This is a genomic window from Kitasatospora aureofaciens (assembly GCF_019192735.1).
Classification (GTDB): domain Bacteria; phylum Actinomycetota; class Actinomycetes; order Streptomycetales; family Streptomycetaceae; genus Kitasatospora; species Kitasatospora aureofaciens_A.
In genome coordinates, this window is record NZ_JAHTKP010000010.1 from 1 (window position 1) to 13,121 (window position 13,121).

Below are 13,121 nucleotides of genomic sequence, written 5' to 3' on the forward strand. Positions count from 1 at the left end.
CGGACAGCAGCGGGTCCGAGGCACCGAAGCGGGGAACGTGCCGACGCTGGGTGAACCCCGTCTCGTCCGCGATCCGGAAGCTCACCACCCCGAGGCGCGGGTTCTGCTCGAAGGCCTCACGGATCAGGCGGAAGGTGTCGTTCCTGGGCAGAAGGCCGTCGTCGTCCAGGACCACCAGGACATCGACACCGCCGAGTTCGCGCAGTCGCTGCACACCGGCGTTCCGTCCGCCCGGGATGCCGAGGTTCTCCGGCAGCTCCATGGCATCCACCCACGCCGGAAGCTCCGGGAGCTTCACGCCCTGCCCGAGCACCACGGCTTTGACGCTGTCGCCTTCCTGGGCCGCCACCGACTCCAGGAGCGCATGCAGCTCCTTTTGCCGGTCGCCCATCGTCAGCACCACGACGCCCAGCGTGACGCCCATCGCACCCGACCCCATCGAGGAACCCTTCATGATCTCGCCGACACCGGAACCTACGGATGCGCCGTTGCACGTACTCGCCCGGACCGGGCGGCTCCCGGACCATCACTACCTGGACCAGCACACCCTGACCTGGATCGTCGGCAACCGGCCCACCCGTCCCTGTGTCCGGGCCACGATGCCACACCGCCCGGTCCTGCTGATGCCCACTGCGCTCGGCGACGAGCGCAGTGGGCCGGGCCGCCTGGTCTCGTGAGCGCCGAAAAGGCGTAGCGGCGCACGGGCGACCGGATCAGGATGTGGGCGTGACCACCATTCGCACCGCCACCCCCGACGACGCCGCCCTCCTCGCGCGCCTCAACGACCTCGTGCACGGGCTGCATGTCGAGCATCGCCCCGACCTCTTCGTCTGGTCCCCGAACCAGGATTCCCACTTCAGGGAGCGGATCGGGGATCCGGCGGTCACCGTCTTCATAGCCGAAGGGCCCGACGGCACACCCGTCGGCTACGCCATCGCCCGCATCGTCCACTGGCCGGGCAACACCTTCACCACCCCCGACGTCGTCGTCTCCCTCGACCAACTCGCCGTATCCCCCGAAGCCGCCCGGACGGGCGTCGGCTCGGCGCTGCTGGACGCCGTTCGGGAGGCGGGCCGGACCGCCGGCTGCCGCCGCCTGGTCACCACCGTCTGGGACTTCAACGAGCCCGCCCGCGCCCTCTACCAGGCCACCGGCTTCCGCCCGATGAACCACCAGTTGGACCAGTTGCTCTGAGGCCGGGCGTCCGGCCCGTCGAGCATCGCAGCTCGACGGGCCGACGGTCAGTGCCGGTGATGGTCTTCCGGCCGAGTGGGTTCCCCCGGGGACACTGTGCTGGGGTGGTCGGTGCGGGGGCCTCCCTATTAATTGCCTAGCTCTATGCCTTCGGTGGCTCTATCTCAAGCCGCATTCCCTCATACACATCCCGTAGATCTTTAGCATCCGAAATCCTACGGGTTTCTACTGCCTTGACGACTTCCAGTGCACGCCAGTGATTCGACGGCGCAACTCGACCGGAAAGCATGGCGCGTTGTGCAGCGTCACACGCTTCGTCCAGCCTGTCAGTAGCAACAAGCGAGAGAGCCAAGTCGATATTTGCTGACGCGACCCGGCGCGGCCATTTTGAGAGGTCATCTGGCTGGGCGAGTCGTGCGATAACCTCCCGTGCGTAGGTCTCCGCTGCGGGATCTCCGAGCCACGCGAGGGTTGTAGCCGTGTAGGCAACGGATTTCGCAGGGTCGTATCGAAAATGATGCTCGGGCTGATCGGGGAGACCGGCTGAGGAGCTGAGGGACTGAACCTGGCTTATCGCAGCGTAAGTCTCGGGAGAATTCCCAAGTCGGGCGAATGCTCGGCCTTGTTGGGCTGTAGCCTGGATCTCCACCGAGCTTCCTTTGGGCGCAAGGTACTGAGCCGCCTTGCTCAGTTCGACGGCTTTGGAATAATTGCCGTCTGTGAGCACTCGCCAGGCGTCGGTTTCGTAGCACCACGCTTGAATTTCTCGATGGTCAGCGTGCTGCGCCAATGTCATTGCCGTTCGCAGTCGCGCTGTCGCCGCGTCCTGCTGGTTGAGGTCGATATGAAGAGTCGCACCCAGCAGGGAGAACCATCCGCCTATAACTAGTAGTTGCCGGTGCTCGGCAAGTGTCTTCTTTGCGCCCATGAGATGGGCGACATAGCCCGAGTATTTCCGCACCTGCCCCAACAATTCGCGTGGAGGAACGGTCGGATATTTGATGGCCAGTTCATCAAATGCCAGCTCCAGGCGCGAAAGTGTCGCATCGCCAACGTCACTGGCCGAAATTCGGCGAACAAGCTCCAGGGCCTCAAGTTCGTCATCGTAGCCGGAATCAGCCAGCGTGGCCGGCACTGCTGGTGCAGCCGCCGAAGTGCTCGAAACATTGATGAGTGAATCGAGCTCATCAGCGGTAATGCGAAGAGTCCGCATAAGGGCAGGGCGGTGCCACGCCTGGGGATCGACCTCCCCATTTTCCCACCGGCCCACCGTGGAACGATCGACACCGACAGCTTGGGCCAATGATTCCTGAGTGAATCCAAGAGCCTTGCGTCGTTTGATGAAATTCTCGCGCCGCGCTGCCATCCCGCCTCCCAGTCCTCTGACTTGCCGTTCTACCAGGTCAGGGCCCCCGATGCGGCGACTCTGCGGCATCAATGCCACAAAGATGCGGCATGCGTGCGCTGTCCAAGGTCGAGAAACCTCCCTGTACTGGTGATTCATACAACGGCTGGCTCTGATCGGGAGGGACACATCATGGCTTCGACCACCGACGGTCGTCCGGAGTCCAGGAGGCCCCCCAGCAAGCGCGCCAGTGCGGCCCTGTTGGCTGCCTGCCGCGCCGACTACCAGCAGGGCCGGGGCGAAGAGGCCAGTAGGCCCCCGGACCCGTTCAAGTACACGCCCCTCCTGTGGGAGTGGCACCAGCGCAACGACACCGGGGGGTCCCGTGGCAGACGCTAAAACGCCCCCGGCGGTCCCCACGACGAAGTGCGCCGTGTGTTGGGCGTTCGACCGCATCACGAGCGTGCCCCGGTGGGCCCCCGCAAAGCAGTACGCAGCCCAGCTGCGGGACATTCAGGCGCTGCGCGAGAAGCACAACCTCACCTGTCGGGAGGTGGCCCGTGTCTCTGCGTGAGATCACGTTACAGACGCCGGACGCCCCTGCACCGGACGCCGATGAGTGCCCCGCGTGCGCCTACTTCGTGGCGGCTGCGGAGCGCTATCCGGCGGACGACTACCCCACGATCCGGCGGCACCTCGACAAGGCTCGACGGCAGCACGTTGCCGACGGGGAGTGCCTGGCGGTGCCGGATGGCGAGTGAGCCGGTGTACCTGTCGCCGGGCTGGACGCACTTCCTTGGCGGTCCCGTGCCGTACGACCATGACAGCGAACACGCAGAGCCGGTGGACCCGTTCACGTGGCTCAACGAACACGGATGGCCCCGTAAACGGCCCACCGGGCCCCGGCCGGCCCTCACCCCCGAGGAACACGCCGAAGCGCCCTTCCCGCCCGCGGAACGCCAGCGACGGGCGGTTCTGCTGGCCCGGCTGCGCGAAGTCAACCGCCCGTACCGCTGACGGAGAACTGGCCCTCTTGGGCCTCTCAAGACTCCCGCCTCGACCGTCCCCAAACCCCTGGCAGGTCGAGCCGGTCGGGGCGGGTCCCAATCATGCCGAAGACAAGGAGGGGTATAGCTGTGGAAGCCTCAGAGCGCGCACGGCTGGACACGTACTTCGGAAAGATCGCGCGGCAGTTCGTCCCGCCGGAGTTCCCGTCGGCGCTGCTGGTGACGCACCTGCTGCCGGAGCGCCCGGCGTTCGTGCGCGCCGTCGGCACCGTGACGAACCTCCGCGCGGTATTGCCCAAGCCCAAGTCGGTTGATCCGGCGGCACGTCGCGAGATCGAACAGACCGTCCCCTGCGACGAGTTGACGCGAGAGCTGTTCGCCAACCCCGACACCGCCGTGACCTACCTGGAGACTCGGGCGGCCGGTGAAGACGTGGTTCTGTTGGACGTAGGCGGCTACTTCGCCCCGGTCCTGGAGACCATGTGTGACCGATTCTCCGGTCGCGTCCTGGGCGTGGTCGAGGACACCGAGAACGGGCACAAGCGGTACGCCGACCGGGACAAACTGCCGTGCCCCGTCGTCTCGGTGGCCCGCTCGCCGCTCAAGGACCCCGAAGACTTCCTGGTCGGTCAGTCCGTCGTCTTCTCCACCGAAGCCCTGTTGCGCGGGCGAGGGGATATCCTGCACGGCCGTCCGGCGCTGGTGATCGGCTTCGGCAAGCTCGGTTCGAGCATCGCAAGGTTGTTGCACGCCAAGGGAGTTCACGTCACCGTGTACGACATCGACCCTGTGCGGCGCGCGCAAGCGCTGAGCCAGGGGTTCGGAGTCGCGCGGGACCGGGAACAGGCCATCGCTCGTGCCGGACTCGTCCTCTGCGCTACGGGCGCGCTCTCCCTGCGGGGTGAGGACTTCCCCAACCTGCGGAACGGCTCGTACGTCGCCACGGTCACCAGCAGCGAGGATGAGCTAGAGCTGGAGGGGTTGCCGGACGGCTACACCCGCAACAGCTCGGGTGAGAACGTCACCCGCTACAGCACGACCGGCCACTACTTCTACCTGCTCAACAACGGAAACGCCGTCAACTTCCTGCACGGGGCGTCCGTCGGGCCGTTCATCTTCCTCGTACAGGCTGAGATCCTGGCAGGGGTGCGCATGCTCGCGCGACGGGACCTCAACGCCACCATCCACGAGGTGCCCGCCGAGGATCGCGCCACCATCGCGGCTACCTGGCTCAACTACTACAACAGGTGATCCCATGACCATCACGGCCGACCACATCCGCGCCACCCTGGCGACCTACCTCGACGAGCACCCGGAGGACAAGGCGGACCTGTCGTTGCCGCTGTCGCTGCTGGACTCCGGGGCCGAGCTGGCCAACCGTAAGGAGTTCCGGGGCCACGTCACGGCCGGGGCCGTCCTGGTCAACGAGCACCGGCACGTGCTGTTCATCCATCACGTGGCGCTCGACAAGTGGCTGACGCCGGGCGGCCACCTGGAGGCCGAAGACGACACGCTCAGCGGTGCCGCACTGCGTGAGCTGACCGAAGAGGCAGGCATCCCCGCCGAAGCTGCCACGCTGGCCGGGAGCGGCCCGGTGCACATCGACGTGCACCCCATCCCGGAGAATCCCGCGAAGGGCGAACCAGACCACTTCCACGTGGACTTCCGGTTCGTCTTCCGAACGACCGGAAGCGAGCTGGTGACGCTCCAAGAGGAGGAGGTCAGCGGCTACACGTGGCGGCCGATCGGGAGCATCGCCGACGATCGGCTGAGGGCTCGTGTAGAAGCTCTCACTGCCTGACCCACAGACCTCCCGGCCGGACTCGTTCCCACCACAGCACGGCCGGGCAGCCAAACAGCCCGGTCGTTCGCGCTGACACCACGCGGACGGCCGGGCTTCGCGCTGTTCAGCTGAACGCCACTTCCCGCGTATCCCGGGGTGTATTGTCCGCGCCAATCCGCCCAGGTTCCGTACACCCTGGTCTCGTCCGCCAGGCACTCGCCGACATCGAACACCACCGCACGAATCATGTCCGCAGCCTAGGGAGGCGGTGGCGTCGATCGTGAGCTTGCCCGCCGCGCTCGGGGGCGAGCGCGGCGGGGGCGGTCAGTGGCGGTGGTGGTTGTCCGGTTGGGCGGGGTCGCCGGGGTGTTCCAGGCCCTCAACCAGGGTGAGGCGGTGGGCGCGTTCGCGGTCGAGCCAGCGGACGAAGGTGGCCCGGCGGGTGGCGTCCCTGATGTCGGGAGTGATGTCGTGGTCGGCGGTGATCGTGCGTTCGGAGAGGAGCGCCGCCGTCCATGCGCCAGCCGTGACCCACTCGCCCGGTCCAGCCTGGCGCAGGGCTCCGGCCAGGGCCTGCGGGAGGGTGTCCGGAGTTGCCTCGCACTCGCCATCGGGGAGAGCAAGCTGCCAGACCACGGCCGGCGGTCTGGTGGTCATGGTGCGGTAGTGGGCGACCTCCTCCGGTGACGCTTCGATTTCGGCTGTGACGGACTCGTAGACGGCGCGGACGGCCGGGCTGCCCTCGTACGCCGCCGCCGTGATGGAGCCGAGTTCGACAGCCGCCTGTTGGTCGAGGCGGGCGGGAGCCTCTGCTCCTACGGGGAGGTTGCGCTCAGCTGCCACGGCTTCGCACAGGGCCTCGGTCAGGAGCACCTGGGCGACCCACCTCGAAAGCTGCCGGTCCTCCGAACTGCCCGGCTGCGGCAAGGCGGTGGAGCGCGGGCCGGTGCGGAGGGCGGCGAGGCGGTGGTCGAGGGGAGTGCGCGGGAGGGGGCGGCCGTCGAGGAGGCCCAGTGTGGCCGTCATGCCTGCACCTCCAGGGCAACCGTCGGGGCGTACTGGCAGCGGCCGAACCACATGACCTTGACCAGCGCCCAGTAGGCGCCGGGGTCGGTGTCCTCGGGGGCGGTGATCTCGAAGTCGACCGTCGACGAGGATCCGGCCGGGGCCGTGAAGCCGCGCACGGGGGCGCCGATCGCGTCCCACGTGCCCCAGGGGGAGACGAGTTGCAGCTCGCCGCGGATTTCGCCTCGGGTGTGGTTGGTGAGGGTCAGGCCGAGCGTAGTCCGCCCACCGGGGGTGACGTGGAGGGCTGAGTGGGACACGATGACGTCCAGGCCGGTGTCCCGGCCGGCCGACGCCTTGGTGCCCTGCGCGGCCGTCCAGCCTTCGGGCGCCTCCCCGGGGACGGGCAGCAGGCCGGGCAGGTCACCGACGGCGATCGTCACCACGTCCTCGATCTCCTGGCCGTCGTACGCGAGGCGGACGGCGGCGAAGTAGAGACCGGGTTCGACTTCGGCGGGCGGCGTGAGCGTGACCGGGAAGCGCACGTGGCCGCCGGCCTCCAGCCGGTACGGGCGGCTGCCGAGGCTCGTCCGCCAGCCCTCGGGCGGCAGGACGACGGCCGTGCCCTCGACGGCCGTATCACGGAGGTGTGAGGAGAGTGCGACGGATAATTCGACCGGCTCGCCCACCGTCCGAAGCAGGCCCGGCGAAACGCCGACGGACACCGGCAGGTAGCCGAGCGGTGCCGGGCCGCGGTTGTGCAGCCAGTAGCGGGCGTGGACGGGCTGCGCGGGTTCGGCGACCGGGCCGAGGACCGGGCCGTCAGTTGCGCGCGAGAGCCCGGGGGCGGCCAGCAGCGTGGCGATCTGCGAGCCGGCGAGATCGAGCGGCCCTGCGATTGGGCCGAGCGGTCGTTCCAGCAGGTCGGCGCGCCGCAGCTCGCCCAGCCCCAGTGCCCCGCCGAGCACCGCCGTCCGTCCCAACCCCGTGGACTCGACCAGCCGAAGAGCGAGATCGGGGCCCGCCTCCCCCGCCGAGCCGTGCGCGATCGGGTTGCCGGCCGGCTTTAGAGCGCCCAACAGCACCTCGCGCTGCGGTTCAACGCGCAGCCAGGACAGCGTGGCTGGCAGCGGGCCGTCCTGGGGCGGCAGAACCCGAGCGTACAGCGGGTGGTTGAACTCCTGCCCCTGGGCGGGCAGGGTCTGGGCCCGCCAGTCGCCAGCTCCCCCGACCAGCGCGTAGCTGAACTCATGGGTCCAGTGCTGGAGTTGGAAGGAGGCGCTATCGGGCAGCGTGCGCCGGGGCGGGTCGATCCAGACGCCGGATGGCCAGCCGGTGCACGAGCGCATCAGGGACAGGTGCAGGGCGCCGGTGGCGTCGACGGCGAAGCCGGGCAGGCCGAAGCTGAGCAACGCCACGGTGTGGTCGACGAGTTGGTCGCTCACGGAGGAAGGGCAGACGGCGGCCACCCGGGCGTCCGCCAGGTCCGCCGCCAGCGCCGCAGGATCCGTGACCACCAGCGCCGGCAGCGCTCGCAGGTCCCGCAGGTCGGCGCCGGGCTGCCAGACCTGCGCGAGCGAGGCAGCCGCCGGCACCCACACCGCGCCGTACGCCTTGAGCACGCTCGCGTACTCCTCGCCCGCCCGCTCGATCAACTCCCGTGCAGCGTCATTCACTTCCGGCCCACCGAGGACGATCCGGAAGTCGGGCAGGTTGGAGTCGACGTCCAGCCAGCCGTACCTGGCCCAGTCGGCGCCGGAGGTCGTGGCGGTAACGCCCACCCGGGCGAGGGCGACGACCAGGTCGCGCGCGTCCGCGGCGGCGTCCAGCGTCGGCACGACCACCTCGGCCACGCCCAACGCCCGTGCCCCGAGCGGCGATCCGGCCGGATCGCGAAGCTCCACCCGCGCCGTGGCGCCGAGGCCGAACCAGGTGTTGGCCGGGTTGTCGAGGGTCCACGGCGCCTCGGCGGAGTCGACGTCCGGTAGCGCAAAGCCCCGCCCGACGACAGCTCCCGCGACCTCGCTGACGGGCAGCGCGCCGGGCAGGTCGACCGGGAAGCGCAGCCGCAGCAGCCGGTCGGCGCCGGAGTAATCGACCACCCGCGTCCGGCAGTCGACCCGGTCGAGCCCGCGCCACAACGTCACCGTCTGCTCGTAGCGGATCTCGTCGACCGTCCCGGTGATCACCAGCCGCTCCCCGAGCGGGCCGATCTCCCGCCGCACGACAGCAGCCCCCGCGCTGGAGCCGACCACCGGCCCCTTGGGCACGAGGTGCCACGGCCCCTCGCCGAAGTCGGGGTGCTGCGGGTACTCCTCGTAGACGCGCAGCTCGTTGCCGATCGCGCCGTCCCGGATCAACTCCCGGTCGTGCAGCAGGTCGTGGACGGAGGTGAGGCCCCCACCCCGAGCGGGGTCGGCGCTCACCCGGTACCGCCCGTTGAAGATCGTGCACCCCTCCGCCACCGTCCAGGCAGCACCCGGCGAGCCCTCCACCAGCCGCCAGGTGCGCCACCCGAGCGCCGGCACGTCGGCGGCGAGGAAGCGCAGCGTCCCCCGGTCGACGACGCTCGGCACCTCCGCGCCGCCGTCGTCCAGCACACGCACCGCCCGCGCACCCGCGGGCAGCCGGACGGCGACCAGGTCGGTCCGGTCGAAGGACAGCGTGTTGGTGACGACCACCGCCTCGCCCGCTGCGGAGATCCGCGCCGTGAGCGCGTCCAGCGACGAGTCCCGGACGGCGGCGGCCAGGTCGTACGCCTCCCGCCAGCCGCCGAGCAGGTCGAGGTACACCTGGTCGGACTCGGAGCCGGTGATCGCGTCGTGGTGGGCACCATAGGCGAGTTGGCGCCACACCTTGTCCAGCGCGGCGGACGGGTAGCGGCCGAACCCGTGCACACTCGCCAGCGTGGCGAGCTTCTCGGCGTCGACGGCGGCGACCTCGGCGGCGCGCTGGGCCTGCTTGGTGTCGATGTAGGAGACGTCCTTGCCGGTGTAGACCGGGTTCATGTCGCGGGTCTGCGGGCTGGGCCGGCGGCCCGTGGCGGCGAGTTCGGCCCGGACGGCGTCGAGGAAGTCGCGCGGGGTGGCGCAGACGAAGCGCGGCCACAGGTACTTGGTGGCCCAGGAGCGGTGGATCTCGGTGACCCACTTGTTCGGCGGGGTGTAGTCCGTCCCGACGGGCAGCAGCAGGTTCTTCGTCGCGCCGACCGGCTTGAGCTTGCGGTACAGCTCGTAGACGGCCTGTTCGGCGGTGGCGAGGTCCGGGGAGGAGTCCATCCACCAGCCGGCCGAGTAGTGGTGCGGCATGTAGTGGGTGAGCACACCATCCCCGGAAGGCGCGATCCACTCGAACTCGCTCGGGAACTGCATGACCCGGGCGTCGTCCTTGGCCTCGCGGAAGTTCTTCTGGATCGGGCCCCACTGGTGGAACGGGCCGCGCGCCCAGGCGCTGCCGGTGAGACCGGCGGCGGCGAGGTGGCCGGGGAACTGCGGGTCGTGCCCGAACACGTCGAGCTGCCAAGCGGTTTGGGGGTCTCCCCCGAGGATGTCGCGCTGGTAGCCGATGCCGTGGACGATGTTGCGGATGGTGGTCTCGGCGCCGGTGAGGTTGGTGTTGGGCTCGTTGTAGGTACCGCCGACGAGTTCGACCTGGCCGCGCTCCAGCAGCAGCCGCAAGGTCTCGCGACGCTCGGGGTGCTGGTCGAAGTACGGCTTCAGATAGTCGACTTCGGCGAGGACGAACTTGTAGACCGGATCGCGCAGCGCGAGGTCCATGTGCGCGTCCACGAGCGCGAACCCGTTGCGCTCCCACAGCGGCCGGGTGGTGGCGTCGGCGGAGAGCAGCTCCCAGGGGGAGGTGTAGGCGGCCTGGGTGTTCCACCAGACCGGGTCGTAGTGGAAGTGCGAGACGAGGAACATCGTCCAGCCGGGTTCGGCGACCTCGACAACGGCCTCCGCCTCAAAGCCGTCTGCCCGTACAGTGACCGGGAGTTGGGCACCGGGCGACGCACCGGTGATCTCCAGCGGGACTTCGACCAGCCCCGTGCCGGCCGCCTCGCCGCGCACGCCCGGGCCGCTGACGGTGATCCGGGCGGCCGGGCCGTCGAGGGTGACCCGCAGCAGCTGGCGCGGGGCGTCCTCGGGGCCGGTGAAGAGGTCCGTGCTCTCGACGGCGGTGATGGTGACCGGCACGGGGAGGGTCCTTTCGATAGCAGGGGAGGCTACTTGCCCCAGGCCTCGAACTCGTAGATGCGGGCGGCCGGATCGGTGGTCTGGGTGGGCTTGGTGATGACCAGCCGGACGTAGCGGGCCGTGGTGGTCACGGGGTGGGTCGTGGTGCCGGCGGTGTTGCCGGTGACGTTCGCGACCGTCGTCCACGGGTCGGTGGCCTTCGAGCGGACCTGGATCGAGAAGTCGCGGGTGTTGTACGACGCGCTCTCGCCGCCGGCGGAAGCGTGCTTGACCACGAAAGTCGACAGCTGCTTCGCCGAACCAAGGTCCACCTGGAGCCACTTGGCGGTGGTCAGGGTGCACCACTTGTCGCTCGTGCCGCCGCTCACGCTGCCGTTGACGGCCTTGGCCGGGCCCTCGTTGGCGTTGCACTGGCCGGACGCGGTGGCGGGGCGGTTCAGCGCGAGGTTGCTGCCCGAGGGCGCCGCGGTCCACGGGACAGTGGTGGACGCGGCAGCCGAGCGGCCGTACGTCGTGGAGACGGCCTCGACATCGAGCGTCGTGCTGTCCTCGATGCCCGCCCGGTCCAACCGGCCCACGAAGTAGGCGTCGTTCGGGGTCGCGCCGAGGAGGGTGCGGGTCCCGTCGGCGTTGCGCCGGTACACCTCGTAGTGGTGGACGTTGCCGCCGGGCGCGGCCGTCCAGGAGAGCCGCAGGGACTGACTGGAGCCGGCCACGACATCGCTCGCACCGAGGACGGTGAGCCCGCCGGGCGCGGACGGGGTCTCCACTGCGCCGTCGTACACGGCCAGTTGGCCGATCCGCACGTCGTAGGCGGGGTCGGAACCGTCGGCCTGGAGGGCGATCTGGGCGATCGTCCGGCCCGCGTAGGTCGACAGGTCGAGGGTGTGCTGTTCCCACCCGGTACCGGAGTTGTCCCCCAGGTCCATCGTCGTGAAGCTGCTCGGCGCGTCGGTGAAGGAGACGGCGGCCTTGAGCTTGGTCGGCCCGGCGGCCGGGGTCTTCACCACCATGGAGAGCTGGGTGTCGGCCGCGACCGGCAGGCTGGTCTGGTACAGCCGCACGGTGTTGGGCGCGTCCAGCGTGCCGGTGAGGCGCAGCGAGGAGCCGCCCTGGTAGGCGTCGGTGAAGTCGACGGACGGGGTGAGCTTGCTGCCGCTGGAGCTGACGATCCACCGATAGGTGGGCGGGACGTCCTGGAGGGAGAGGTTGTTCCAGCCGCCGGTGGCCACCCGGGTGCCGCCGGAGTTGTAGAAGTCCCCTTGCCCGGTACCGAAGTTGGTGACGAACGGCTTGGCCGTGACGGGCGAGGACTCGGCGACGTAGCTCGCCAGGCCGGGCCAGCTGTCGGAGGTGTTCGTGTTCGACGGGTCGCTGTTGGCGCCGACCCAGTAACGGGCGTCCTTGGCGTAGAAGTCGGCCCGGTCGGTGGCGGACTTCCAGGTCCACTCGGGCCGGTAGAGGCCGAGCGAGGTGGTGTGCGGCTGCCCGGCCGGGAACAGCGTGTTCCAGTCCACGCTGGTGTTGTAGCCGTTGGCCTCGGTGTCGATGCCGGAGTACAGCTCGTACTCGCTGCGGCCGAGCTGCCGGGCCAGCGTGCGGGACGAATCCAGGCCGGACGGGCTCCAGTTGAAGTTCAGGAACATCGAGTCCGAGGTGCGCTTCGAACCGTCCTGCAGGAACGGCGAGTTGGCCGAGGTGAGGGCGTTCTGCCAGTTCACCGCACCGTCGGTGGTCATGGCGTCGTACCACATGAACTCGGTGCCGCTCTGCGCCTTGGTGTACTGCATGAGGTTGCGCAGCTCGGTGGCGAGGGACGAATCGCCGCCGCCCGTCTCTTGGTTGATGAACCAGCCGTCGAAGCCGTAGTACTGGGCGGCCTGGACGAGCTTGTCGGCGACGGGGTAGCTGGTGCCGGACTTCTGGACGAAGTCGCGCACCCACTGGATCTGGCCGCCGTAGGCGGCGGGCGGGAAGAAGACGGTGCCGTAGACCTTGACGCCGTTGCGGTGGGCGGCGTCGATGACGGTCGGGTTGGGGGCGAGGATCAGGCCCTCGCCGGCCGAACCGCCCCAGAACACGAGCTTGTCGACGTACTGCCAGTAGCCGAAGGCGTAGTAGTTGGGGTCGGCGGAGCCCTGGGAGGGGTTGTTGGAGGTGGGGCCGAAGGAGACCAGCGAGGCGATCTTCCCTTCACCGGCACGGGCGTTGGGGTTGGCCGTGAGCGACGGGTCGCTGGTGCGCGGCTGGAGCGGGACGCGCGAGCGGTTGAAGCGGGCGTCGGGGTCGGTGCCCGGGTTCCAGTTGAGGATGGTGTTCGGGTACCAGTACGAGGCGTAGGGCTGGTTTCCGGCGGCCGTGACGGCGGGGGCGGCAGCGGGAGCGGCAGGCACCTGCGGCGAGGCATGGGCGGCGGGCACGACACCCAGCGCGGCGGTCGCGAGCGCGGCACTGAGCAGCAGGGGGAGACGTCGTGACATGCGGTGGCTCCGATCGAACGGAGGAGGGTGGGGGCGGGCCCGCCGAGTACGGGCGGGCCCGGATGCATGCGGGCGCGGCGGAGCTCGTCGAGGGGCGTTCGTGGCGCTGCTCAT

Annotated in this window: 10 protein-coding genes and 1 pseudogene; 5 read left to right on the forward strand and 6 right to left on the reverse strand. The window is 69.5% G+C overall.

The genetic code is table 11. From position 1 onward, the window contains the following. A partial coding sequence (locus KV557_RS12895) for a glycosyltransferase family 2 protein (protein ID WP_374106619.1) occupies positions 1-454 on the reverse strand: 454 nt, incomplete at its 3' end. Positions 455-488: 34 nt separating this feature from the next. Between KV557_RS12895 and KV557_RS12900 the strand changes: the two genes are divergently transcribed. After that, positions 489-677, forward strand: coding sequence for a hypothetical protein (locus tag KV557_RS12900; protein WP_218200014.1), 189 nt, complete (start codon positions 489-491; stop codon positions 675-677). 49 nt (positions 678-726) lie between these two features. Further along, a complete protein-coding gene (locus KV557_RS12905; protein ID WP_218200015.1) occupies positions 727-1,194 on the forward strand; it encodes a GNAT family N-acetyltransferase in 468 nt (155 codons plus the stop codon). A gap of 142 nt (positions 1,195-1,336) precedes the next feature. On the opposite strand, the gene KV557_RS12910 is transcribed toward KV557_RS12905, so the two are convergent. Next, positions 1,337-2,560 (reverse strand): helix-turn-helix transcriptional regulator, encoded by a 1,224-nt coding sequence (locus tag KV557_RS12910; protein WP_218200016.1) that lies wholly within the window; start codon positions 2,558-2,560, stop codon positions 1,337-1,339. Positions 2,561-3,099: 539 nt separating this feature from the next. Between KV557_RS12910 and KV557_RS12915 the strand changes: the two genes are divergently transcribed. The 3 genes from KV557_RS12915 (at position 3,100) to KV557_RS12925 (ending at position 5,347) form a co-directional block, all read left to right on the forward strand. Next, entirely contained in the window at positions 3,100-3,300 is a 201-nt protein-coding gene (locus KV557_RS12915; protein ID WP_218200017.1) for a hypothetical protein, read from the forward strand. Positions 3,301-3,675: 375 nt separating this feature from the next. Continuing rightward, positions 3,676-4,797, forward strand: coding sequence for an adenosylhomocysteinase (locus KV557_RS12920; protein WP_218200018.1), 1,122 nt, complete (start codon positions 3,676-3,678; stop codon positions 4,795-4,797). A 4-nt stretch (positions 4,798-4,801) separates the two neighbouring features. Further along, positions 4,802-5,347, forward strand: coding sequence for an NUDIX hydrolase (locus KV557_RS12925; RefSeq protein WP_218200019.1), 546 nt, complete (start codon positions 4,802-4,804; stop codon positions 5,345-5,347). 146 nt (positions 5,348-5,493) lie between these two features. On the opposite strand, the pseudogene KV557_RS42550 reads toward KV557_RS12925, so the two are convergent. The 4 genes and pseudogenes from KV557_RS42550 to KV557_RS12940 all read right to left on the reverse strand — a co-directional run. After that, positions 5,494-5,577: pseudogene (locus tag KV557_RS42550) on the reverse strand (haloacid dehalogenase); the annotation flags it as partial. Positions 5,578-5,653: 76 nt separating this feature from the next. Continuing rightward, positions 5,654-6,355 (reverse strand): DUF7158 domain-containing protein, encoded by a 702-nt coding sequence (locus KV557_RS12930; protein ID WP_218200020.1) that lies wholly within the window; start codon positions 6,353-6,355, stop codon positions 5,654-5,656. Continuing rightward, positions 6,352-10,527, reverse strand: coding sequence for a glycoside hydrolase family 38 N-terminal domain-containing protein (locus KV557_RS12935; protein WP_218200021.1), 4,176 nt, complete (start codon positions 10,525-10,527; stop codon positions 6,352-6,354). Before KV557_RS12935 ends, KV557_RS12930 begins: the two co-directional genes overlap by 4 nt. A 29-nt stretch (positions 10,528-10,556) precedes the next feature. Further along, the gene (locus KV557_RS12940; RefSeq protein ID WP_218200022.1) at positions 10,557-13,007 is read right to left on the reverse strand and encodes an endo-beta-N-acetylglucosaminidase; all 2,451 of its coding nucleotides are present in this window, start codon (positions 13,005-13,007) and stop codon (positions 10,557-10,559) included. Positions 13,008-13,121: the final 114 nt, after the last annotated feature.